The organism is Sphingomonas sp., assembly GCF_003248515.1.
Classification (GTDB): Bacteria; Pseudomonadota; Alphaproteobacteria; order Sphingomonadales; family Sphingomonadaceae; genus Sphingomonas_I.
The window spans coordinates 60,169-84,092 of sequence record NZ_QFOB01000008.1; the positions used below are offsets into that span (position 1 = coordinate 60,169).

19 protein-coding genes are annotated in these 23,924 nt (G+C 67.5%); 14 read left to right on the forward strand and 5 right to left on the reverse strand.

All coding sequences use genetic code 11. From position 1 onward, the window contains the following. The first annotated feature begins 198 nt into the window (after positions 1 to 198). Genes DI605_RS14105 through DI605_RS14120 form a run of 4 tightly spaced genes read left to right on the forward strand, consistent with a single transcriptional unit; the run spans position 199 to position 5,444 of the window. On the forward strand, positions 199 to 1,842 hold the full coding sequence (locus DI605_RS14105; RefSeq protein ID WP_293975078.1) for a cyclic nucleotide-binding domain-containing thioredoxin-disulfide reductase: 1,644 nt from the start codon (positions 199 to 201) through the stop codon (positions 1,840 to 1,842). 28 nt (positions 1,843 to 1,870) lie between these two features. After that, positions 1,871 to 4,855 (forward strand): YdbH domain-containing protein, encoded by a 2,985-nt coding sequence (locus DI605_RS14110; RefSeq protein ID WP_293975081.1) that lies wholly within the window; start codon positions 1,871 to 1,873, stop codon positions 4,853 to 4,855. Positions 4,856 to 4,890: 35 nt separating this feature from the next. After that, a complete protein-coding gene (locus DI605_RS14115) occupies positions 4,891 to 5,070 on the forward strand; it encodes a YnbE family lipoprotein (RefSeq protein WP_293975325.1) in 180 nt (59 codons plus the stop codon). After that, on the forward strand, positions 5,067 to 5,444 hold the full coding sequence (locus DI605_RS14120; protein ID WP_293975084.1) for a YdbL family protein: 378 nt from the start codon (positions 5,067 to 5,069) through the stop codon (positions 5,442 to 5,444). The genes DI605_RS14115 and DI605_RS14120 overlap by 4 nt, the downstream gene beginning before the upstream one ends. Positions 5,445 to 5,564: 120 nt before the next feature. Here the strand turns inward: DI605_RS14120 and DI605_RS14125 are convergent, their stop codons facing one another. Continuing rightward, positions 5,565 to 6,431: an SMP-30/gluconolactonase/LRE family protein gene (locus tag DI605_RS14125; RefSeq protein ID WP_293975087.1), complete on the reverse strand. Its 867-nt coding sequence runs from the start codon at positions 6,429 to 6,431 to the stop codon at positions 5,565 to 5,567. A gap of 66 nt (positions 6,432 to 6,497) precedes the next feature. On the opposite strand from DI605_RS14125, the gene DI605_RS14130 reads away from it, so the two are divergent. From DI605_RS14130 to DI605_RS14155, 6 genes are all read left to right on the forward strand, one after another. Then, positions 6,498 to 6,716, forward strand: a complete 219-nt coding sequence (locus tag DI605_RS14130; RefSeq protein ID WP_293975089.1) for a hypothetical protein — start codon at positions 6,498 to 6,500, stop codon at positions 6,714 to 6,716. Next, a complete protein-coding gene (locus tag DI605_RS14135) occupies positions 6,716 to 7,597 on the forward strand; it encodes a 2-dehydro-3-deoxygalactonokinase (RefSeq protein WP_293975092.1) in 882 nt (293 codons plus the stop codon). The genes DI605_RS14130 and DI605_RS14135 overlap by 1 nt, the downstream gene beginning before the upstream one ends. Continuing rightward, entirely contained in the window at positions 7,590 to 8,225 is a 636-nt protein-coding gene (locus DI605_RS14140; RefSeq protein WP_293975094.1) for a 2-dehydro-3-deoxy-6-phosphogalactonate aldolase, read from the forward strand. Before DI605_RS14135 ends, DI605_RS14140 begins: the two co-directional genes overlap by 8 nt. After that, a complete protein-coding gene (locus DI605_RS14145) occupies positions 8,222 to 9,157 on the forward strand; it encodes a Gfo/Idh/MocA family oxidoreductase (protein ID WP_293975097.1) in 936 nt (311 codons plus the stop codon). Before DI605_RS14140 ends, DI605_RS14145 begins: the two co-directional genes overlap by 4 nt. 198 nt (positions 9,158 to 9,355) lie before the next feature. Beyond that, on the forward strand, positions 9,356 to 11,623 hold the full coding sequence (locus DI605_RS14150; RefSeq protein ID WP_293975100.1) for a TonB-dependent receptor: 2,268 nt from the start codon (positions 9,356 to 9,358) through the stop codon (positions 11,621 to 11,623). Positions 11,624 to 11,779: 156 nt separating this feature from the next. Further along, positions 11,780 to 12,034: a hypothetical protein gene (locus DI605_RS14155; protein ID WP_293975103.1), complete on the forward strand. Its 255-nt coding sequence runs from the start codon at positions 11,780 to 11,782 to the stop codon at positions 12,032 to 12,034. Between the two features lie 96 nt (positions 12,035 to 12,130). Here the strand turns inward: DI605_RS14155 and kduI are convergent, their stop codons facing one another. From kduI to DI605_RS14175, 4 genes are all read right to left on the reverse strand, one after another. Beyond that, positions 12,131 to 12,964: a 5-dehydro-4-deoxy-D-glucuronate isomerase gene (gene kduI, locus DI605_RS14160; RefSeq protein ID WP_293975106.1), complete on the reverse strand. Its 834-nt coding sequence runs from the start codon at positions 12,962 to 12,964 to the stop codon at positions 12,131 to 12,133. A gap of 17 nt (positions 12,965 to 12,981) precedes the next feature. Then, complete coding sequence (locus DI605_RS14165; protein ID WP_293975109.1) at positions 12,982 to 14,160, reverse strand: glycoside hydrolase family 88 protein; 1,179 nt, start codon at positions 14,158 to 14,160, stop codon at positions 12,982 to 12,984. An 8-nt stretch (positions 14,161 to 14,168) separates the two neighbouring features. Further along, complete coding sequence (locus tag DI605_RS14170) at positions 14,169 to 15,473, reverse strand: MFS transporter (protein WP_293975112.1); 1,305 nt, start codon at positions 15,471 to 15,473, stop codon at positions 14,169 to 14,171. Positions 15,474 to 15,626: 153 nt separating this feature from the next. Further along, the gene (locus DI605_RS14175; protein WP_293975115.1) at positions 15,627 to 16,349 is read right to left on the reverse strand and encodes a FadR/GntR family transcriptional regulator; all 723 of its coding nucleotides are present in this window, start codon (positions 16,347 to 16,349) and stop codon (positions 15,627 to 15,629) included. Positions 16,350 to 16,552: 203 nt separating this feature from the next. On the opposite strand from DI605_RS14175, the gene DI605_RS14180 reads away from it, so the two are divergent. From DI605_RS14180 to DI605_RS14195, 4 genes are all read left to right on the forward strand, one after another. Next, a complete protein-coding gene (locus DI605_RS14180; protein WP_293975327.1) occupies positions 16,553 to 19,759 on the forward strand; it encodes a glycoside hydrolase family 2 TIM barrel-domain containing protein in 3,207 nt (1,068 codons plus the stop codon). After that, entirely contained in the window at positions 19,756 to 20,700 is a 945-nt protein-coding gene (locus tag DI605_RS14185) for a DUF4861 family protein (protein WP_293975117.1), read from the forward strand. The genes DI605_RS14180 and DI605_RS14185 overlap by 4 nt, the downstream gene beginning before the upstream one ends. A gap of 27 nt (positions 20,701 to 20,727) precedes the next feature. After that, positions 20,728 to 22,014 (forward strand): DUF2264 domain-containing protein, encoded by a 1,287-nt coding sequence (locus tag DI605_RS14190; RefSeq protein ID WP_293975120.1) that lies wholly within the window; start codon positions 20,728 to 20,730, stop codon positions 22,012 to 22,014. A gap of 195 nt (positions 22,015 to 22,209) precedes the next feature. After that, on the forward strand, positions 22,210 to 23,814 hold the full coding sequence (locus tag DI605_RS14195) for an FMN-binding glutamate synthase family protein (protein ID WP_293975126.1): 1,605 nt from the start codon (positions 22,210 to 22,212) through the stop codon (positions 23,812 to 23,814). Positions 23,815 to 23,924 lie beyond the last annotated feature (110 nt).

The window sequence follows — 23,924 nt, forward strand, 5'->3', positions numbered from 1 at the left end:
TTCTGGCGGAGGTTCGAGCGTATCGGGAACCGAAGTCGGGAAGCGAGCATGCCCTGTCCCGCGTCCCGGCTTCGCGCGAAGCCGTCGGTTTCCCGATCAGCGCGAGCCAGACCGGCGGGAAACGGTGTGCGTCCCGGGGACTTGGGATCGCAACGCACCTCGGCTAGCCTTTGGATTCAACCCGACCGGAGCCACCCGATGAGCGACCTGCACAGCCGCGAACACCAGATGTTTCCCGTGCTGTCCGCTGCGCAGATGGAGACGGCACGGCGCTTCGCCAGCGGGCCGGAGCGCGTCTTCGCGCCGGGCGAGGCACTGTATGCGATCGGCGCGCGCGATGCGCCCGCCTGGCTGGTGCTGGAAGGCACGATCGAGGTGATGCGCCGCGACGGGCTGGAGCGTGAGGTGCTGCTGACGACGCATCATCCCGGCCAGTTTTCGGGCGAGGTGAACCAGTTGGCGGGCCGCGCCTCGATTGCGGCGGGCATAGCGGGTGCGGAGGGCTGCACCGCGCTTCCCTTCGATCAGGCGCATCTGCGCGCGCTGATGATCGGATCGGCCGAGATTGGCGAGATCGTGATGCGCGCGCTGATCCTGCGCCGCGTCGGCCTGATCGAGCAGGGCGGCGCCGGCACGATCCTGATCGGCACCCCGGGCAGCCGCGACATCGTGCGCCTGCAGGGATTCCTCGCGCGGGCCGGCTATCCCAACAAGGTGGTGGATGCCGCCGCCGACAATGATGGCCATGCCTTCATCGAACGGATCGGCGTCACGGCGGAGGAACTGCCGCTGGTCGTCTGCCCGAACGGCGCGATGCTGCGCCGGCCGGGCGAGGCGGAGCTGGCCGCCTGCCTTGGCATCACGCCCGATCTGGCGCCGGATGCGCGCTACGACGTCGCCATCGTGGGGGCCGGGCCGGCCGGGCTGGCGGCCGCCGTCTATGCAGCGTCGGAGGGACTTTCGGTGCTGGTGTGCGACGAGCGCGCCGTGGGCGGGCAGGCGGGCGCATCGAACCGGATCGAGAATTATCTGGGCTTCCCCACCGGCATATCGGGGCAGGCGCTGGCCGGCCGCGCCTTCAACCAGGCTCTGAAATTCGGCGCGGAGATCGCCATCCCCGTGGAGATCGCCGCGCTGGACTGCGACGGGCCGGAGCCCGCGCTGGAGCTGACGGACGGCAAGCGCGTGCGCGCGGGCGCGGTCGTCGTGGCATCCGGCGCGCGCTACCGGCGGCCGGATATTCCGAACCTGGCCACGTTCGAGGGCGCCGGCGTCTCCTATTGGGCCACGCCGATCGAGGCGCGGCTGTGCGCGGGCGAGGTTGTGGCGCTGGTGGGCGGCGGCAATTCGGCGGGCCAGGCGGTGGTGTTCCTGGCGACGCAGGTGAAGAGGCTGCACATGTTCGTGCGGCGCGATCTTTCCGAGACGATGTCGCGCTATCTGATCGATCGCATCGCGGCGCTCCCCAATGTCGAGATCCATGTCGGCAGCGAAGTGGTGGCGCTGGAGGGCGATCGCGCGAGCGGCCTGATCGCCGCCACCTTCCGCAAGCGGGCGGACGGATCAGAACATCGCTGCACGCTCAAGCATCTGTTCCTGTTCATCGGCGCCGATCCCAATACAGGCTGGCTGAAGGATTGCGTGGAGACGGATGCCAAGGGCTTTCTGGTGACGGGTGGCGGCCCGCTTTCGCTGGAGACGAGCCGGCCGGGCATCTTCGCGATCGGGGATGTGCGCGCGCAATCCACCAAGCGCGTCGCCGCGGCCGTGGGCGAGGGCGCCGCCGTGGTTTCGCAGATCCACGCCGCGATCGCGGATCGCGCGGCGAACGGGCGCGCGTGACGGCGATGATGCGGGGGCTCTCGCGGCGATGAGGCGGCCGCGCCTGTTCGCGGTGCTGGGCGTTGTTGCGTTGCTGCTGGTGCTGACATGGGCGCTGCGGCTGCGGATCGCGGGGCTGCTCGTCGATCGCACTCTGGAGGCGGCCCATGTGCCCGCCAGCTATCGCATCACGAAGGTCGGCCCCTTCCTCGAACGGATGGAGGATGTGCGGATCGGCGATGCGCACCGGCCCGATCTCGTTGCGAAACGGATCGACGTGACGATCGGCTATGGGCTGGCCGGTCCGATCGTGCGCGGCATCGCGGTGGATGGGGTGATGCTGCGGGCGCGGCTGGATGGCGGAGGGCTGCATCTGGGCGCGATCGATCGGCTGCTGCCGGAAAGCGGGGGCAAGATCGAGCTGCCCGATCTGGCGATGGCGCTGAATGACGTGACGCTCGCGCTGGATACGCCGAACGGGGCGATCCGCGTGGCGCTGGCGGGCGCGGGCAATCCGGCCGGCAGCTTCCGGGGCAGCGCGCGGGCGGATGCGGATATGCTGCGGCTCGCCTCCTGCTCGCTGGCACAGGTAAAGGCGGAGATGCAGATCTCCACCCTCGCTGGCGCGCCCCGGGTGGAGGGGCCGGTGCGGATTCTGGGTACGGGCTGCCCCCATCTCACGCTCGGCCGGGGCGAGTTGCGGATCGCGGCGACCTCCAGCAAGGCTTTCGATCGGGTGAGCTTGCAGGCGCGGCCGACGGGCTTTGGCGGCGGGGCGGGGCCAGCGCGCTTCGGCGGCATGAGCGGCGTGGTGGAGGCGGTGGGATCGTTCGGCCATCTGGATGCCAGGGGCGAGATCACGCTCGCGCATTTCGCCTTGCCGGATCAGGCGGCGGCGATTGCCGGGCTTCCGCTTCCGGCGGGGCTTCCCGTCTCGCCCACGGCCACGCGCGCCGCGCGGGGCTTCACCCGGCTGCTGCGCGATTCCGATGCGCGGGTGGAATTTACCGGGCTGATCGAAGGGCTGGATGCCAGCCTGCATGTTCAGCGCGCGATGCTTGCCGGCCGCGATCGCGCACGGCTGAGCGCCACGGGCGGCGATGGCCTGCGCTGGGCACCGGGCCGCTGGCGGATCGATTCCGATATTGCGAGCGGCGGGGGCGATCTGCCGCCCCTGCGGCTGCGCATCCGGCAGGCGGGCGATGGCGCGCCGCTCAACGCCACCGGCCGGCTCGATCCCTTCCGCTCGGCGGATGCCTCGATCGCTGCGCCGAAGCTGTCCTTCGCCTGGGATGATGGCGTGGCCCGGTTCGCAACGCGATTGCTGATCGATGGGCCGCTGGGCGACGGCGAGGTGCGCGGGCTGGAGGTGCCGCTCGACGGGCGCGTGTCTGCCGATGATGGCTTGGCGATCAATGCCGGATGCCGTGACGTCTCGTTCCGCGCGATGCGCCAGAGCGCGGTGACGTTCGATGCCGCGCGCCTGCGTTTGTGCGGCCGCCCGCTCGTCGCGCGGGCGCCGGGGGGCGCGCTGCGGATCGATGCGGCGGCCGGCCCGATCCGGCTGACCGGGCGGAGCGGCGCCGCGCCGCTGCTGCTGACGGCAAGTGGCGCGCACGCCGATGCGCGCGGTTTTCATCTGGCCGGTCTCGCCGCCATGCTGGGCGATCCCGCAAGGCCGACGCGGCTGGACGTGGCGACGCTTGACGGCGCGTTCGGCGCGGCCGGCCCCGGTGGCCGCTTCGAAGGCGCGAACGGCGCGATCACGAATGTGCCGCTGGATCTGAAGGGGGCGGCGGGCGAGTGGGCGCTGCGTGGCGGCGTGCTGGCCATCAGGGGCAGGTTGCAAGTGAGCGATCAGGCGGCCGAGCCGCGCTTCCATCCGCTGGATGCCGATGACGTGACGCTGGATCTGGCCGGCGGGAGGATCACCGCTGCGGGCATCCTTCGCCAGCCCGCGCGCGGCACGGCGGTTGCGCGGGTCACGCTTGCGCATGATCTGGGCGCGGGGACCGGACATGCCGATCTCGACGTGGCCGGCATCACCTTCGTGCCCAAGGGGCTCCAGCCCGATGCGCTGACGCCGCTCACGCTGGGCGTGATCGCCAATGTCGCGGGCACGGTCGCGGGCCATGGACGCATCGACTGGGGAGCGGCGGGCGTGACAAGCGGCGGCACGTTCGCCACCGAGCGGCTGGATCTCGCCGCCGCCTTCGGCCCCGTTTCCGGCATCAGGGGGCAGATCGTCTTCACCGATCTGCTCGGCCTGGTGAGCGCGCCGGGGCAGGCCGTGACGATCGCGGAGCTGAATCCGGGCGTGCAGGTGAGCGAGGGGACAGCCCATTATCAGCTGATCGGGAATAATCGCGTCCGCATCGAGGATGCCACCTTCCCCTTTGCGGGCGGCACGCTGCGGCTGGATCCCGCCACGCTGGATTTCAACAAGGCGGCCGAACGGCGGCTCACCTTCCGCGTGGAAACTGTGAATGCTGCCGTCTTCATACAGCAGCTGGATTTCCCGAACATCGCCGCCACCGGCACGTTCGACGGCGAACTGCCGATGATCTTCGATGACAATGGCGGCCGGATCGAAAAGGGTTTCGTCACGGCGCGCGGCGGCGGCACTCTCGCTTATGTGGGTGAGCTTACGACGGCGCAGCTGGGCGCGATGGGCAAGCTGGCCTTCGATGCGCTGAAGGCGATCCGCTATTCGGCGCTGGACATCAGCCTCGACGGGCGCCTGGACGGTGAAATGGTGAGCAACGTGCGCTTCACCGGCGTGCGCGAGGCGACGCCGGAGCAGAGCCTGATCACCCGGCTGATCCGCAACCTGCCCTTCCGCTTCAATATCGCGATCCGCGCGCCCTTCCGTGGTCTTGTCGGCACGGCGCGGGCCTATATGGATCCCAGCCTGCTGCTGAATTCGGTACGGCAACCGGCCGCCACCCCTGCGGCGACCTCCGCCGCCAGCCCGCCCGCGACAACGGCGGCTGAACCCCCTATTCAGGCCCCCGAAAGCGGAGTTGTGCGATGAAAGGCCCGTGCTTGACGGAGATGATGACGGGCGCGATGCGATGGCTGGCGGTGGCTTCAGGTGCTATGGCCCTTGCGGGTTGCATCACCGTGAAGGCGCCGGACAAGCCGATCGAGATCAACCTGAACATCAACGTGAAGCAGGAGGTCGTCGTCAGCCTGAAGAAGGACGCCGACGACTTCATCGCCAACAATCCGGACCTGTTCCCGAAATGAAGACGAAAACGCTCCTGATTTCCGGCCTGATCGGCCTCTCGCTGTTCGCGGCGGCACCCGCGCTCGCCCAGATGGATGGCGAGGTGGAGGCGGCACTGGATGCCGGCACCGTGGGCGAGCAGGCGGATGGCTATCTCGGCTTCGCGCGGGCGCCTGTCGGCGGCCTCAAGGCCAAGGTGGACGCGATCAACATCAAGCGCCGCCAGGGGTATACGCAGGTCGCGCAGAGCAAGAACGTGCCGATCGAAGCCTTCGCCGCCTCGATCGGGTGTCGCACGCTCGCGGGCCTCAAGGCGGGGCGCGCCTACAATATCGGCGGTGCCTGGGCGGTGAAGACCGGCCCGATCACGCTGCCGCCCCAGTGCGGGGCATAAGCGCCTCCCGATAGTGCCCGATCCCGGCGCCGTGCTTCCGCGCCGGACTGAGCGTCCGCGCGGGAGATACGGCCCTCGGCAGCGCATGCCCGGTGCGGCACGCGCGCCAGGCGGCGCGGATCAGCCGCGCGTTCGTCCGTAAACCGATGCGGGCCTGCCGACCATGCCGGGCTCGAAGGCAAAGAGGCCGCCGGCCAGCGGCTGCGCGGCGAGCGCCGTCTCGTTCAGGCCCACGCTGGCCGATGTGACGAAGAGCGTCCCCAGCCCCTCGCCACCGAAGGCAAGGCTCGTCGGCCGCTCCACCGGCATCTGCACCTCGGCCACGATCCTTCCATCCGGGGAAAGCCGGCGCACGCACCAGCCATCCCAGAAGGCCACCCACAGATGATCCTCGGCATCGCAGGTCATTCCGTCCGGAAAGCCCTGCTCCTCGCGGAAGCTGGCGAAGAGGGTGCGCGGCGCGTCGCCGCCGGCCGGATAGGCGTAGATCCGGCCCAACGCCGAATCGGCCAGATACATGCGGCCGGCGGAATCGAAGGCGGGGCCATTGGGGACGCGAAACCCTTCGGCCACGCGCCGCGCCCTTCCATCCGCCTCCAGGCAATGGATCGCGCCCGATGCTTCCTGCTCGGCATCGTCCATCGTGCCGGCCCAGAAGCGGCCGAGCGGATCGACCTTGCCATCGTTGAAGCGGTTGCCCGGCGCCTCGCCCTCCGGCGTCGCGATCGGCTCGATCGCGCCTGTCTCGGGATCGAGCCGGACGAAGCCTTCATCCCCGCAGGCGACGAAACGCCCTCCCGCCGCTAGCCCCACCGCCGTGATCCGCCGGTCGAGCTGGAGGAAGCGCGTCTCGCCCGTGGCGGGCGAATGGCGGTGGAGGCGTGCGCGCTTGATATCGACCCACCAGAGCGTCTCGCGGGCGACATCCCACAGCGGGCCTTCGCCGAGGAGGGCGGAAATATCCGCCACGCATCGCACCGCTGTCATGCCGCCTCGCATCCCCTTGTGATCTCGGGACGGACTTGTATGACAAGTCTTCGCAAGGCAAGCGAAATGCGGCTTGCCACCCCGGTTGTCGATCGTGCCGATGGCCTAGTAGGGGAGCGGGCAGCCGAAGGCTTCAGGGAGCGGCCGGGTTCGATGATCGATGACAGCAAAGCCGGGCTTCGTCAGGCCTCAGACCATGGCATGCGGGATCGGCGCGGCATGAACGGTCGCCTGCCCGAGCGGTGCGCGGGCGCGTTTGTGGCGGGCGGGCGAGGGGCGCTCTGATGGCGAAGGGGCGCTTTCTCGCGATCGACTGGGGCACGACCAACCGGCGCGTCTATGTGATGGATGGCGATGGCCTCGTGCTCGCGACCGCGCGGGACGATCGTGGCATCAAGAGCGTGGCGGCGGGCGGCTGGTCGACGGAACTGGCGGGGCTGCGCGCGCGCTTCGGCGATCTGCCCGCGCTCGTCGCCGGCATGGTGGGCTCCACGCGCGGCTGGATCGAGGTGCCCTATGTAATGGCACCCGCCGGCGTGGCGGAGCTTGCCGCCGGGCTCGGCCATGTCGCGGGCGAGCGTTTCGCGATCGTCCCCGGCGTGGCCTGCAATGGCGCGGACGAGCGGCCGGACGTGATGCGGGGCGAGGAGGTGCAGGCAGTGGGCGCGGCGCTTGCCGGGCTCACGCCGGGCGACGCCCTGTTCTGCCAGCCGGGCACGCACAACAAGTGGATCACGCTGGAGGGCGGCCGGATCGTCCGCATTACCACCGCGATGACCGGCGAACTCTTCGCGCTGCTGCGCGATCATAGCATTCTGGCCGAGATGATGGGTGGCAGGGTGGCGGACGGCGCCGCGTTTCGCGAGGGGCTGGCGGACGCGGCGGAGGGCGATCTGCTGTCGCGCCTGTTCGGCATCCGCGCCTCCGTCCTGCTCGGGAGGCGGATGGCCGGGGATGGCGCGGCCTATGCCAGTGGCCTCCTGATCGGCAGCGATGTCGCCGCGCGCGATGTGGCGGGGCGGGCCGTGCACATCCTTTCCGATCCCAATCTCGGCCCGCTTTATGCCACCGCCATCGCGCATTTCGGCGGCACCGCCACCGAGATCGACGGCCAGGCTGCCTTCCTTGCCGGCATCCACCATATCCGGAGCATGATCGATGACTGATCCCAAGACGCTTTTCCTCGATGCCTTCGCGGCCTGCCCGCTGGTCGCGGTGCTGCGCGGCCTGACGCCGGCCGAGAGCGAGGATGTGGGCGATGCGCTGGTGGGCGCGGGCTTCACGATGCTGGAAGTGCCGCTCAATTCGCCGGACCCCTATGAAAGCATCGCGAAGCTCGTCCGCCGCCATGGCGACAAGGCACTGGTGGGCGCGGGCACGGTGCTGACGGTGGAGCAGGTGGGGCTGGTGGCGGCGGCGGGCGGAAAGCTCGTCGTCTCGCCCAACAGCGATCCTGCGGTGATCGCCGCCACGGTGGCGGCGGGCATGGTTTCGCTGCCCGGCTATTTCACGCCGAGCGAGGGCTTCGCCGCGCTTGCCGCCGGCGCGCACGGGCTGAAGCTGTTTCCGGCCGAGGGGGCATCGCCCGCTTTCCTGAAGGCACAGCGCGCGGTGCTGCCGAAGGAGACGAAGGTGCTGGCGGTTGGCGGCATCACGCCGGAGGTGATGCCGCAGTGGCGCGCCGCCGGCGCCGATGGCTTCGGGCTCGGCTCCAACCTGTATCGCGCGGGCAAGCCCGCCGCCGAGGTCGCGGCCGAGGCCACCCGCTTCGTGGCGGCTGTCCACGCCCTGTGAGCGAACCGCTGCGCATCGCGATCGTCGGCTATGGCAAGATAGCGGAGGACCAGCATGTCCCCGCCATCGCCGGCAACGCCGCGCTGAAACTGATCGCCTGCGTCAGCCGCCGGAAGGCCGCGCCCGCCGGCGTGCCGGCCTTCGCCTCGATCGCGGATCTGCGCGCGTCTGGCCTGAGGGTGGATGCGGTCGCGCTGTGCAACACGCCTGAGGATCGCCCCGCCACCGCGCATGAGGCCATTGCGGCCGGATGGCATGTCTTCCTGGAAAAGCCTCCGGCGGCCACGCTGGGCGCGGTCGCGGAGATCGAGGCGGCGGCGGTGGAGGCGGGGATCACCCTGTTCGCTTCCTGGCATTCGCGCTTCGCCCCGGCCGTGGCGGAGGCGCGGGCGCGGCTGGCGGGTGCCGGGATCAGGGCATTCGAGATCGAATGGCGCGAGGACGTTCGCAAATGGCACCCCGGCCAGGCGTGGATCTGGCAGCCGGGCGGCTTCGGCGTGTTCGATCCGGGCATCAACGCGCTTTCGATCGCGACCGAGATCCTGCCCGTGCACCTCACGATCGAGGCGGCCTCGCTGGACGTGCCTTCGAACCGGAGCCAGCCGATCGCGGCCGCGCTCCGCTTCGGCGGGCAAGGCGTGCCGGCGGATGCACATGCCCGGTTCGACTGGGGGCCGACCGATCGCGAAACCTGGACGGTGCGGATCGAAACGGACGCCGGCCGGCTGGCGCTGATCGATGGCGGCGCGCGCCTGCTGGCCGATGGCGTGGAGGTGCCCGTATCCGGGCCTCACGAATATCCCGCGCTATATGATCGTTTCCTCGGGCTGGTCCGGGATGGTCGCAGCGAGGTTGATCTCCGGCCGCTCCGGCTCGTCGCCGATGCCTTCCTGCGCGGCGAGCGCCGCAGCGTCGCGCCGTTCGAGGATTGAGGCCGGCGCCGGTGTGATCCGGCCGCCACAATCGGCCAGATTTGGCATTTCAATTTCCGCCTCCCCCGGCCCGAGCCGGCAATTTGTCGCGATTCGGCACAAAATTTGTCATACAACACTTGAACGCCTCTCCAGTCCGATCTAGAGGGCGGCATCAAGCCGATGACAGAGTCGGCGTATCAAAGGGGAGGGAAGAGCATGCGTCTTTCGAATAATACCGCCATGGCCCGGTGCCTGATCCTCGCGGGTATGGCCTCGATCGGCAGCGCCGCCTTCGCGCAGGATGCCGCCCCGCAGCCCGCCGCCGCTTCCGCCCAGCCCGATCCTACCGCCGCCGGCGAAATCGTCGTGACCGCGCAGAAGCGCGCCCAGCGCATCCAGGACGTGCCGGTGGCCGTGCAGGTGCTGGGGGGCGAGGCGCTGACCGCGCAGGGCGTCCGCCAGTTCGCCGATCTCACGAAGGCAACCCCGTCGCTGCTGATCCGCCCCTCCGAGCAGCCGGTGAATAATTCCATCTCGATCCGCGGCATCGGCACCTTCGCCTTCTCGCCTTCGGTGGAGCCTTCGGTCGCCGTGCAGATCGATGACGTGCCCGTGCAGTTCCTGGCCCGCGCCTTCGCCGATCTGAGCGATATCGAGCGTGTCGAGGTGCTGCGCGGCCCGCAGAGCACGCTTTATGGCCGGGCCGCCTCGGCCGGCCTCATCAACATCATCACGCAGAATCCGACTGCGGATTTCACCGGCCGCATCGGCGGCGTCGTCACCACCGATCGCGAATATGCCGTCAACGGCGCGATTTCCGGCCCGATCGGCGAAACGGCCGGCTTCCGCCTGAACGCCAATTACGACAAGTTCGAGGGCAATGTCCGCAACCTGACGACCGGCGACCGGGTGAATGGTTTCCGCACGCTTTCGATCAAGGGCAAGGTCGTCTGGGATCCCACCTCGACGCTGAACCTCACGCTTTCCGGCGGCTATATCGACGGCACGACGACGATCGGTCGCCCGTTCATCCGGCTCGGGGCTGCCGCCCGCCTGCGTGGCGTGGCCGCTTATGATCCGTCGGTGTTCGCGCCTGGCATCGTCGCGACCGAGGACAACACCAAGGTTACCAACAACATCAATTCGGGCACGGATTACAGCGATTATTCGGCCTCGCTGCGCGCCTCGCTGGATCTGGGCTTCGCCAGCCTGATGTCGATCACTGGCTATGACAAGTTCCGCCAGTTCGACATTCTCGATCAGGATGAATCGCCGGTCGCCGCACTCGACAATCGCCAGTTCGGCACGTTCCGCACGCATAGCTGGAGCCAGGAATTCCGGCTCGTGGCGCCGGGCAAGAACCGCTTCCGCTACACGCTCGGCCTCTATTATTCGGATCTGGAGCTGAGCCGCGTCTTCCAGCGCGGGCCCTATTTCTCGATCGCCAACTGGTATGCCACCAACGGCACCCGCCAATATGCGGCGTTCGGCCAGCTGGAATATGATCTGTTCGTGAACACCACGCTGATCGGCGGCGCGCGCGCCGGCAAGAACAAGATCGACTATCGCTTCACCGATTATGCGGCCGCGGGCGTGCCGACCTTCGCCGGCAACGACAGCGCCAGCTACGAAACCTACAAGGCCGGCGTGCAGCAGAAGTTCACGCCCGACATCATGGGCTTCGTGACCTATGCCACCGGCTATAAGGGGCAGGCCTATGATATCGGCACGGGCTTCAACCTCGTCCGCCAGAATTCGGGCCCGGTGCAGCCGGAGCGTTCGAAGGACTGGCAGATCGGCCTGAAGACGCAGTTCTTCGATCGCCGCGTGACCTTCAACGTCACGCTGTTCGACACGAAGTTCAAGAACTTCCAGGCGCAGGGCATCGAGACCCTGTCCGACGGGACGACCAATTTCCGTCTCGCCAATGTCGGCCGGCTGCGCACCAAGGGCGTCGAGATCGAGGGCAGCTTTCGTGCCGCCACCGACCTCAATTTCTCTGGCGGCGTGACCTATAACGATGCCAAGATCACCGAATTCCCCGGCGCCCAATGCTATCCCAACCAGACCGTCGCGCAGGGTTGCACCGGCACACCGGCGCGCCAGAACCTCGCCGGCTATCGCCCGCCGCAGGCGCCCAAATGGAAGGCTTCCGTGAGCGGCGAATATACGCCGAGCCTGACGCCCACGCTGGATGGCGTGCTGCAGGCGAGCTACAGCTATCAGAGCGGGATCAATTTCTCGATCAACCAGGATCCCCAGACCTATCAGTCGGGCTATGGCATCGCCAACCTGTCGGCCGGCGTGCGTGCGCCGGATCGCAAGTGGGAAGTCGTGCTGTTCGTCAACAACCTGTTCGACAAGCATTACTTCTCGAACATGAACAACGATACGGGCAACCATGCCAACCAGCTGGCGACGCTGGGCTATCTGGCGCGCGACTATAATCGCTACGGCGGCCTGCGCGCCTCCTACAAGTTCTGAGGTCGATCGGCGGGGAGGGCGCGGCTCTTTCCCGCCCCGGCCCGCAGCCGATCCTCACCCCGACAGGTGCGCCAGCACCTGCCGATCCACTGGCCGGACGCAGCGATGCGCCCGGCCTTTTGGTTTTCCGGGCCGGCCCCGAGGCCGCTGCGAAATATGCGAGAGGAGGAACGCCATGCGGTCCGCGATCGGGGCGAGGGGCAGCGGGACAAGCTCGTAGCCGAGCTTGCCATAGACATCCGCCATCGCGCGACAGTTTGCCTCGGCCTCGGCCGGAGACTGTTTCCGCCCGGCATCCCGCGCGAATATGGCCGGCCGGCGCGGCGCGATGTCTATCCGTGCGGCGTAGCGACAGCGCTCGGCCGCGCGCCGGGTGGCGTCGGCGACCGGCAGACCGCAGATAGCCGATGACATCGGGAATGCCGCGATCCAAGACCACCGGCCCCGGCATCGCCGCCGCGTGCCGAGAGGATCGCATGTGGCAGGGGCGGGAGCCGGGCAGGCCGCTCAGCGCAGCTGGCAGACGTCCTTCACGTCCATATCCTCATAATCCAGATTCTCGCCCGCCATCGCCCAGATGAAGGAATAAGCGCGCGTGCCCGATCCCATGTGGACCGACCAGGGCGGCGAGATCACGACCTGCTCGTTTTCCATCACGATATGCCGCAGCGCATCGGGCTGGCCCATATAATGGAAGATGCGGTCGCCTTCCTCGAGATCGAAATAGAGATAGATCTCGCTGCGCCGCTCGTGGACGTGAGGCGGCATCGTGTTCCAGACCGAGCCGGGCTTCAGCAGCGTCATGCCCAGGCACAGCGACGCGCTGGAGCAGGTGTGCGGAAGGACGAGCTGGTAGATGTCGCGCTCGTTGGAGGTTTCGAGGCTGCCGCGCTGCATCGTCGCGGCATCCGCCAGCGTCATCTTCTTGCGCGGGAAGGCGCGATGGGCGGGCACGCTCAACAGATAGAAGCGCGCGCCCTCGCCCGCGAAGATCACGTCCTCCGTGCCCATCGGCACGTAGAGCGATTCATATTTGTCGAGCGTGAACGTCTCTCCATCGAGCATGACGCTGCCGGGGCCGCCGATATTGACGATGCCCAGTTCCCGTCGCTCCAGCAGGGGATGGCCCAGGGCGCTCTCCGGCTCCGTGTGGCGCGGCAACGGGAGCGGGGTGGCGCCCGGCACGGCGCCGCCGATGATGAAGCGCTCGCCATGCGAATAGGTCAGCACGATCTCGCCCGCGCGGAAGATGTCGCCCACCAGATAGCGGTCGCGCAGATCCTGATTGGAGGCGCCGGCCATCATATCCGGGTGGGTGGCGTAATAGGTCTTTTCGAACAAGGAACAGGCTCCGGGATTCAGCGGGCGGCGAGGGGGCTGGCCGCAGGGGCGCGATCGAGCGCGTCGATCGCCGTGGCGGCGAGCAGAAAGGCGCCGACGCCATAATATTGGGTGTCGCCTGGCAGCACTTTTTCGGGCTGGTCGCTTACCTGCTGCACCCAGCCGAGGCGGCCATCGGGCTGGATGCTCTTCACAAGAGCGGCCCAGCCCTTGCGGGCGACGGGCTCATAGCCGGCCCTGTCGAGCAGGCCGGCCCTGACGCCCCAGGCCATGCCATAGGTGTAGAAGCCGGTGCCGCTCGATTCCGGCGGCGAACCCTCCATCGCCAGCAGCGAGGGCGCCCAATAGCCGTCCGCCTTCTGCAGCGTCTTCAGCCGCGCCGCCATCTCGACGAACAGGGCTTCCAGCCGCTGGCGGTCGGCGCTGCCCTGCGGCAGCAGCGGGATCATGCGGGGCAGCGCCGCGAACACCCAGCCATTGCCGCGCGCCCAGAAAAGCTTCCGCTTCGCCTCGTCACGCATCACGAAGAAGCGGCTGTCGCGATAATAAAGATGCTCGGCCGGATCGAACAGGAAATCGGTCGTCGCCCAGAATTCCTTGAGCGCGAACTGGCGATAGCGATTGTCGCCCGTCTGGTTGCTCAGTTCCAGCATGGCGGGCGGCGCCATGAACAAAGCATCGCACCAGCACCAGCGCTTCAGGCATTCGGTGTGATCATAGCCTTCGGGCGGTTGGTAGAAGGCCAGCGACACATGAGCGGGATTGGCGAGGATGAAATCGAAGGCCTTGCGGGCGGGGGCGATCGCCTCCGCCCCCGCGCCATGCTTCGCCGCCCACAGATAGGATTGGGTGATGACGAGATCGTCGGCATGATAGGGGCGGCGCGCGGGCAGCCATTCATTGGCCTTGCCCATCGCCTGCACCGCCTTCGCGATCTCCGGCGGGCCGCCGGCATCGGCCAGCGCCGTCATGCCCACCCAGAAGACGGCCTGTTCCCACGCGCGCGGATTGCGCGTCTCGGTGGTGACGCGGGAGACGTGGCCGGCATCGTCGAGCCGGGCGAGCTGCCACTCGGCCAGTTTGGTGGCGAGCGTGAGCGGCGCCTGCTGCGCGGCGGCCCCGTGCGCCGGCTGCGCCGCGATGGCGGCGGCCGGTGTGGCTGCGGCCAGCAGCAGGGCCAGGGTGCGTGCGATCATGATGGATCCTAGGAGGCTGGTGTGTCGAAGGAGGCCCGCTCCAGGCGCGGACTGAGCAGGTGAAGCGCGACGAGCCCGAGGAAATAGGAACCGCCGGCCACCGCGAAGATGGGCGCATAGCTGTCCGAGATATCGAGCACGTAACCGATGAACTTCGCGATCAGCATGCCGCCGATCGCGCCTGCCGTGCCGCCGATGCCGACGACCGAGCCCACGGCGGAGCGCGGGAACAGATCGGAGGGAAGCGTGAGCAGATTGGCCGAAAAGGCCTGGTGGCCGGCGGTGGCGATGCCGAGCAGGATGACGGCGAGCCACAGCGAGCTGACATTCTGGACGAAGATGACGGGGAGGATCGCGATCGCGCAGCCCAGCATCGTGAGCTTGCGCGCGCGATTGACCGAGATGCCGGCCTTCATCATCCGCGACGAGGCCCATCCGCCGATCACGCTGCCGCCATCCGACATCAGATAGATCACGACGAGCGGCGGCCCGAAGCTCTTGAGATCGAGGCCATAACGCTTGCCGAGGAAATCCGGCAGCCAGAACAGGAACATCCACCAGATGGGATCGGTGAGGAACTTGGGGGCGGCATAGGCCCAGGTTTCGCGCCGGGTGAACAGCCTGCCCCAGGCCATGCGGCCGGCCGGCTGGACGGGATCGCTCTGGATCAGCGCCAGCTCCTCGGCATTCACCTTCGGATGCTCGGCCGGCGACCGGAACAGGACGAGCCACACGACGATCCAGATCACGCTGAACAGGCCGGTGATGATGAAGGCCGCGCGCCAGCCATAAGCGAGCGTGATCGCGGGCACGAGCAGGGGCGTGACGATGGCGCCCACATTCGCGCCCGCATTGAATATGCCCACCGCCAGCGCGCGCTCGCGCTGGGGAAACCAGTCCGCGACGGTTTTCAGGCCCGCCGGGAAATTGCCGGATTCGCCCAGCCCCAGCGCGAAACGCGCGAAGGCGAAGCCGGTGACGCCGCGGACGAAGCCGTGGGCGATGTGCGCAAGCGTCCAGAAGCCGAAGGCGATCGCATAGCCGAAGCGTGCGCCGATCGCGTCCATGAAGCGGCCCATGAACAGGAAGCCGATCGCATAGGCCGCCTGGAACCAGAAGACGATGTCCGCATACTGGCTTTCCTTCCAGCCGAGATCGGCCTGGAGCACCGGCTTCAGCACGCCGATCATCTGGCGATCGACATAGTTGATCGCGGTGGCGGCGAAGAGCAGCGCGCAGATCGCCCAGCGATAGCGGCTCGCGCGCCCGGTGGCGCCGGCGATGGCGGCTTCGGAATGGGGCGGGGGCGTCATGGGCGCATTCCCGTCGCGCATCTTGTCCGCCCATCGTGAAACGCTGCAGCCACAGGCTCTCCTCACGCGGACTTGGGCCGCGTTTCCCAATGTTGTAGTACAAGTCTGCGGCGACGGTCAATGCGAGCGGCAGACGCCCGCATTGACCGTCGCTCATTTCCCGCGCAGGCGCGCCGTCTCGCTCAGCTGGCTGTGGCGGCTCAGGCTTTCCTGCATGTGATGGCGCGCCGCCTCGCGCGCCTTGGCCGAATCCATGCGCACGATCGCATCGAGCAGTGCATCATGCTCCCCGCGCACCTTGGCGGCATAGCTGGCATGCGCCTCGTCGGACTGGTCGCGCAGATAGAGGTTGCGCGGCGGCACCAGCCGCACGCCGAGGAAATCGATCAGCCGCACGAAATAATCATTCTGCGTGGCCCGGGCGATGGCGAGATGGAAGGCGCTGTCGGCGCGCGCGGCGGCCGCCGGATCGTCGCCCACTTCCTCCATATGGTTCAGCGCATCGCGTATCTCGCCGATATTGGCCGTGGTGCGGCGGGCGGCGGCGAGCGACGCCATCTCCGTTTCCACGGCAAGGCGCATTTCCAGCAGCTTGATGACGTCCGCCAGCTCGCCCAGCTCGTCACGCGTGACCTGGAAGGCGCGGTAGCGCGCGGTTTCGGCAACGAACACGCCCGATCCCTGACGAGAGGTGGTGAGCCCCTGCGAGGCGAGCCGCGCGACGGCCTCGCGCACCACGGTGCGGCTTACCTTCTCGGTTTCGGCCAGTTCCTTCTGGGTCGGAAAGCGCGATCCCGGCGCCATCTCGCCCGAGACGATCCGGCCTTCCAGCTTGCGGAACAGGCTATCCGATAATGAGCCTGCACTTCCCGCCACATCCGTCTCCCGTTCTACCGCCCACCATCATCATCGAACGGTCATCGGCTCACTTGTAATACCAATTCGACGGATGTAGCCAGAGCCTAACATCGAAGAGCGCACCGGTCGATCCTCCGGACGGCGTCACGGAGAGCGAGAGGCCCGAAGCCGTGCAGAAATCATTCCGCCCCCTCCTCGCGAGCCTTGCCGGCTTGTATGCCATGCGCGCCGTGGCGGCCGTGCCGGATCCGGCGCCGCCGATCCAGCCACAGGTGGATGCGAGCCGCCCGGACTGGGAAAATCCGGCCATCTACGCGATCGGCAAGGAGCCCGCGCGCGCCACCGGCTTTCCATTCGAAAGCCGCGCCAAGGCGATCGCCGGCCACCGCACCAAATCCGATCGCTTCCTGCTGCTGACGGGGATGTGGCGTTTCTCCTTCTCGCCCAGCGCCGATGCGCTGCCGCGGGGCTTTGAAAAGCCCGATTATGACGTGTCGGGCTGGAAGGAGATCAAGGTCCCGTCCGACTGGCAGGCCGAGGGCTACGATCAGGCCCGCTATTTCAACATCACCTATCCTTTCCCGGCGAACCGCCCGCTGATCCCGCATGCGACCAATCCGGTTGGCTCCTATCGCAGGGATGTCGATCTCCCGGCGGGCTGGGCGGGGCAGGATGTGATCCTGCACATCGGCGCGGCGGGATCCGCTTATTATGTTTGGGTGAACGGCCAGAAGGTCGGCTATTCGGAGGACAGCAAGCTGCCGTCCGAATTCGATGTGACGCGCTTCCTGCATCCCGGGCGCAACACGATCGCGATCCAGGTCTATCGCTGGTCGGATGGCTCCTATCTCGAGGATCAGGATTTCTGGCGCGTCTCCGGTATCGAGCGCGAAGTGTTCCTGATGGCGGCGCCCAGGACGCGCATCCGCGACTTCTTCGTCCATGCCGGGCTGGAAAACGGCTATCGCGACGGCGCGCTGAAGGTGGACCTTGCCGTCACGCCCTCCGTCGCCGCCACCACGGCGCGGATCGTGCTGCTCGACAGGGACGACAGGACGCAGCTGCTGACGGCATCGGCGCCGGTGAAGGGCGGCCAGGAGCGCGCCGTCACGCTTTCCGCCACATTGCCGAACGTGCGGCCCTGGTCGGCGGAAACGCCCAATCTCTACATGCTGCTGGTGGAGCTGTACGACGCGAAGGGCAATATCCTTCAATCCACCTGGAGCCGGATCGGTTTTCGCGACGTGGCGATCCGGAACGGCCTCGTCACCGTGAACGGCAAGCCGGTCACGATCCGCGGCGTCAATCGCCACGAGCATGACCCTGAAACCTTCCATGTCGTGTCGCTGGAATCGATGGAGCGCGATATCCAGCTGATGAAGCAGAACAATATCAATGCTCTGCGCACATCCCACTATCCGAACGATCCTCGCCTCTATGAGCTGGCCGATCGCTATGGCCTGTATGTGATGGATGAGGCCGATATCGAGAGCCACCATTATATGGAATGGTCGAACAACCATCCCGAGGTGCGCGGAAAATATCAGATCGGCTTCGATCCGGCCTGGGAGGGCGCGCATGTCTCCCGCGTGATGAACATGGTGGAGCGCGACAAGAACCACCCTTCGGTGATCTTCTGGTCGCTGGGCAACGAGGCCGGCATCGGCCCCAATTTCGCGAAGGCCGCCGCCGCCGCGCGGGCGCGCGATCCGGGGCGGCTCATCTCCTATCTCGGCTGGGGCACGTGGGACAATCAGCGCGAGCACCGGCCCAACGATTATGCCGACATCTATGCGCCCATGTATGACAGCGCCGCCAAGCTGGAAGATTATGCGACCAACTTCAATTTCCGCCAGCCTCTGATCGAGTGCGAATATGCGCACATGATGGGCAATTCGGGTGGCGACCTGAAGGATTACTGGGACGTCATCTACGCCCATCCGGATAAATTGCAGGGCGGTTTCGTCTGGGATTGGGTGGATCAATCCATGTACCGCAAGACGGCCGATGGGCGGCCTTATTGGGGCATGGGCGGCGAATATGGCCCCAACCCCGGCGGCGAGCTGGAATTTGGCGACGGGCTCACCCAATCGGATCGCACGCCCAACCCCCAATTGTTCGAGCTGCGCAAGGTCTATGCGCCGGTGCAGTTCGCCGATTTCGATGCGAAGGCCGGCACGGTGCGGGTGATCAACCGCAACGATTTCGTCGATCTCTCGCGCTATGCGTTCAGCTGGCAGATCGCCAATGACGGCGTGATCGTGGCGCGCGGCGATCTGCCCCCCTTGGCCACGCCCGCGCGCGGGCAGGAGACGGTTGCGCTCGCCCTGCCGACGATCAAGCGCGCGCCGGGATCGGAATTGCTGCTGACGATCGTCGCGCGCGCCAGGGCGGATACCGCGCCCGCCGTCGCGGCGGGGCAGGTGATCGGCTGGGAGCAGTTCGCGATGGGGACGGTGCAGCCGGCCGACGCGCCGCTGCCGGCGGGCCGCGTGACGCTGACGGACCGGGGCGGGCGCGTGAGCCTGTCGGCCGGCGGCGCCGAACTGACGATCGATCGCGCGACCGGTCTTGTCGATCATTATGCGGCCGGCGGGCAGACCCTGCTCAGCGGCGGCGCGCCCAATTTCACGCGCGCCGCCACCGACAATGATATCGGCACCCGCACGATCAGCACGCATGCGATCTGGCAGCAGGCATCGGATGTACGCACCGTCGAGGCGATCACGCCCCGCCGGCTGGATGACGGCCGCGCCGAAGTGACGGTGCGCCATGCAGTTGGCGGGGGCGTGGCGCGTTTCGTGACGCGCTATGTGATGAACGGCGATGGATCTCTGGCGGTGGAGGGCGACATGACGCCCACGGGCAGCGACCTGCCCGATCCGCTGCGCGTGGGCCTGTCCTATCGCATGCCCTTCGCGTTCGACACGCTGGAATGGTATGGGCGTGGGCCGCATGAAAGCTATGCGGATCGCAAGACGGGTGCCCCGATCGCGCTGTGGCGCGGCCGCATCGCGGAGCAGAATCACGATTACATGCGGCCACAGGAAACCGGCAACAAGGTGGACGTCCGCTGGATGGAGCTGACCCGGCCGGGTGCCCCCGGCCTGCGCGTCGAAGGGGCGGCGCCCCTGTCGATGAACGCGCTGGCTTTTCCCTATGAGGATCTGGCGCGCCGCGCGCCGGGGACGGCGAAGAGCAGCGACATCGTGCCCCACGATCGGGTTTCGCTGCTGATCGATGCCGCGCAGGTGGGCGTCGGCGGTGACGACCAGTGGACGAAATGGGGGCGTGCCCTTCCGCAATATCGCGTGCCTTCGGGGCCGCTCCATTATGCCTTCCGCCTGAAGCCCTTCGAGGGGGCCGGCACCACGCCCGAGGCCGCACGACCGGCCAGCGCCACCTCCAGCCCGGAGATCATCCCGTGAAGCAATTGCTGTTCAGCACCTCTGCCCTCCTCACGCTTGCCGGTGCGGCGATCGCGCAGCAGGCGGATCAGCCGGTGATGCCTGCCATCACCAGGCCGCTGACCCCGCCGGCGGACCGCAGCCCGCGCGCGTCGGTGGTGCTCGCGCCCTATCGCTATGATGATCTGCTGTGGGAGAATGATCGCACCGCGCATCGCATCTACGGCCGGGCGCTGGAGGCGGCCGAGCCGCCTTCGGGATCGGGCATCGATGCGTGGGGGAAGAATGTGCCCTGGGCCTTCGCCGATCGGCAGCTGCGCACCGGAGACCAGCATGCCTATCATGGCGAGGGCATGGATTTCTATAATGTGGGCAGCGCGCGCGGCGCGGGCGGCCTCGGCATCTGGTTCGACAACAAGCTCTGGTCGTCGCGCAATTACCGCAGCTACCGCATCCTGAAGAACGGCCCCGACGTCGCCGATTTCGAGGTGCGTTACGCGCCCTGGCCGGTGGATGTGGAACGCAAGGTGTGGGAGACGCGGCGCTTCACGCTGCCGCTCGGCACGCAGTTCACGCGGCTCGTCTCGACGCTCTCGTCCGACAGGCCGGGCGAGCTGATCGTCGGCATCGGCATCGGCAAGCGCACCACCATCGCGGACAAGGATGGCGAGCTGAGCGTGGACAGGGCGCATGGCTGGCTCAGCTGGTGGGGCCCCGAGACGGGCGATCATGGCCGCATGGGCATCGCGATCAAGGTGGATCCGGCGATGATCGTGGATGTGAAGGCGGATGCGGACGATCATCTCGTCCTGCTCCGCGTCCAGCCGGGCAAGCCCTTCGTCTATTATTCGGGCTCGGTGTGGGACAAGGGCAATGCCGGCATCCGCACGCGCGCCGCATGGGACAAATATGTCGCCGATGCGCCCGTGGATTTCACCGCCCCGCCGGCCCCGCGCGGCTGATCCCTTTCTCCAGTCAGGACGATCATCATGGAACGACGTGAATTCATCGCGGCCGCGCTGGGCGCCGGCGCGCTGGCGACCAGCCTGGGAACGGAAGCGACCGCGCAGGCGGGGGCGGGAAGCGCTGCTCCCGCAGGCGGCCTGGGCAGCGGTGCGCAGGATCGCGCCTATATGCTCGATCTGCTGCGGCGCATGGCCGAGCCGGTGCTGGGCCCGATGTCCAAGGGGCAGCTTCAGGCGCGCTTCAAGCCGGAGCTGAGCCCCACCTGGGACGGCCGCCCGGTGAAGGTGGCGTATCTCGAATGTTTCGGGCGGCTGATCGCGGGCCTCGCGCCGTGGCTCGCGCTGCCCGATACGGGCGATGCGGAAAGCCGGCTGCGGGCCACGCTGCGCACGCAGGCGCTGGCGAGCTATGCCCATTCGGTGGATCCGGCGAGCGGCGACTATCTGTTCGGCGGCATCGCGGAGCAGCAGCTCGTCGACAGCGCCTATTTCACCAACGCGCTGATCCGCGCGCCCAAGGCGCTGTGGGAGCCGCTGGACGCCAGGACCAAGGCGCGCATCGTGAAGGAGATAAAGGGCCTGCGTTCCGTCTCCCCGCCTTACACCAACTGGCTGCTCTTCGCCGCGATGAACGAGGCGTTCCTGCTTTCGATCGGTGAGGAATGGGATCCGGTGCGCATCGATCTGGCCGTGCGCAAGGTGCTGGAATGGTATGTGGGCGATGGCTGGTATGCGGACGGGCCGCATTTCCATTTCGATTATTACGGATCCTACGTGATCCATCCGATGATGATCGAGATCCTCGAGGTGCTGGTCGCCACCAATGCCCATTTCAACAGCCTGAAGGCCAAGGAGCTGCTGGAGCAGGCGAAGAAGCGCATGCAGCGCTACGGCACCTCGCTGGAGCGGATGGTGGCGCCCGACGGCAGCTATCCGCCGATCGGCCGATCGCTCACCTATCGCACCGCCGTATTCCAGCCGATCGGCCTGCTCGCCTGGCGCCAGTGGCTGCCGGAAGCGCTGCCCGCCGGGCAGGCGCGCGCCGCCACCGTGGCGGCGCAGCGCGCCGTCTTCTCCCATCCCACCAATTTCGATGAGCAGGGCTATCTCACCATCGGTTTCGCCGGCCACCAGCCGACCCTGGCCGACTGGTATTCGAATGCGGGCAGCATGTATCTCGCCTCGCTGAGCCTGCTGGCGCTGGGCCTCCCCGCGAGCGATCCCTACTGGACCGTCCCGCCCCAGCCCTGGACCAGCAAGCGCGCCTTCGCCGGCGAACATTTCGCCAAGGATTATTACGTCGAATATTGATGGCGGCTTTCCGCCGAAAACGGACGGCGCAGTAACGATCGAAGGGCAGGGGGCGATCGCCCAAGTCCAGCGGCGGGGCGACGGGGGCGGGACTGCCGCTCGCGCCGCCGCGATCATTGCGCTTGGTGGGTGCGGGCCTGTTGTGCTTGGTATCGATCGGGAGTCGCATCGGTTCGGGCGGCACGGGGGTACGGCATGAATTTGAGATTTTCGCTCAGCCGCTTCGCGACCTTCTTCATCTGCATGGCGGTGGCGCTCGTTTCGGTGGCGCTTGTCCCCCGTTCACACTGGTTCGCGCTTCCCGCCCTGCTGGCGAGCGGCTTCGTGCTGCTGGGATTGCGCGATCTGGCGCAGGAGCGCCATTCGGTGCTGCGCAATTATCCGATCATCGGCCACATACGCTGGCTGGTGGAGCTGATCCGCCCCGAAATCCGCCAGTATCTGCTGGAGGCGGACGAGGAGGCGGTGCCCTTCTCGCGTTCGCAGCGCTCGCTCGTCTATCGCCGCGCCAAGGGCATTGCAGGCGAACATGCGTTCGGCACCCTGCTGGACGTCTATCGCGACGGTTATGAGCTGATCGGCCATTCGATGCAGCCGGCCAAACATGTCGACGCCACCAGCTTCCGCATCACGATCGGCGGCCCGCAATGCGACCGGCCCTATTCGGCATCCGTGCTCAACATTTCGGCGATGAGCTTCGGCGCGCTTTCCGCCAATGCGATCCGCGCGCTCAACAAGGGCGCCAAGATCGGCGGCTTCAGCCACGATACGGGCGAGGGCAGCATCAGCCCCTATCATCGCGAACATGGCGGCGACATCGTCTGGCAGATCGGCAGCGGCTATTTCGGCTGCCGCGACGAACATGGCAATTTCAGCCCCGATCGCTTCGCCGCGCAGGCGACGAGCGATCAGGTCAAGATGATCGAGATCAAGCTGAGCCAGGGGGCCAAGCCCGGCCATGGCGGCATACTGCCGGCGGCCAAGGTGACGCCCGAAATCTCCGAGACGCGCGGCGTGCCGGTGGGGCAGGATTGCGTGTCGCCATCGGCGCATACCGCTTTCTCGACGCCGCTGGAGATGATGGCCTTCGTGGCGCAGCTGCGCGCGCTATCGGGCGGCAAGCCGATCGGCTTCAAGCTCTGCCTTGGCCATCCGTGGGAATTCATGGGCGTCGTCAAGGCGATGCTGGCGACGGGCATCTATGTGGATTTCATCGTCGTCGACGGGGCCGAGGGCGGCACGGGGGCCGCGCCCGTCGAGTTCAGCGATCATATGGGCATGCCGATGCGCGAGGGCCTGCTGCTCGTCCACAACACGCTGACCGGCGCCGGCATACGCGATCGGATCAAGATCGGCGTGGCGGGGCGGGTCGTCAGCGCCTTCGATCTGGCGAGCCTGTTCGCGATCGGGGCGGACTGGGCCAATGCGGCGCGCGGCTTCATGTTCGCGATCGGCTGCATCCAGTCCCTGTCGTGCAACACCAACCATTGCCCCACCGGCATCGCCACGCAGGATCCGCTGCGCCAGCGCGCGCTGGTGGTGCCCGACAAGGCCGAGCGCGTCGCGCGCTTCCATGCCAATACGCTGCACGCGCTGGGCGAGATGCTGGCGGCGGCGGGGCTGAGCCATCCCGACGAGCTGGGGCCGCGCCACCTCGTCCGCCGCACCAGCCGATCCGAGGTGCGGCAATTTTCGCAGATCCACAATCTGGTGAAGCCGGGCACGCTGATCGATGGCACGTGCGATCACGAATTCTACCGGCAGAACTGGGAACAGGCGAAAGCGGAAGCCTTCAACTGAGGGAGCGCCCCGTTGGGCCGGACGGATCCGGCCTGCGCGCATCCCGTGCGGGAGGGCTGCCCTTCGACAGGCTCAAGACGAGCGGACTGGGTGCGGGCGGGTTTCGCGGC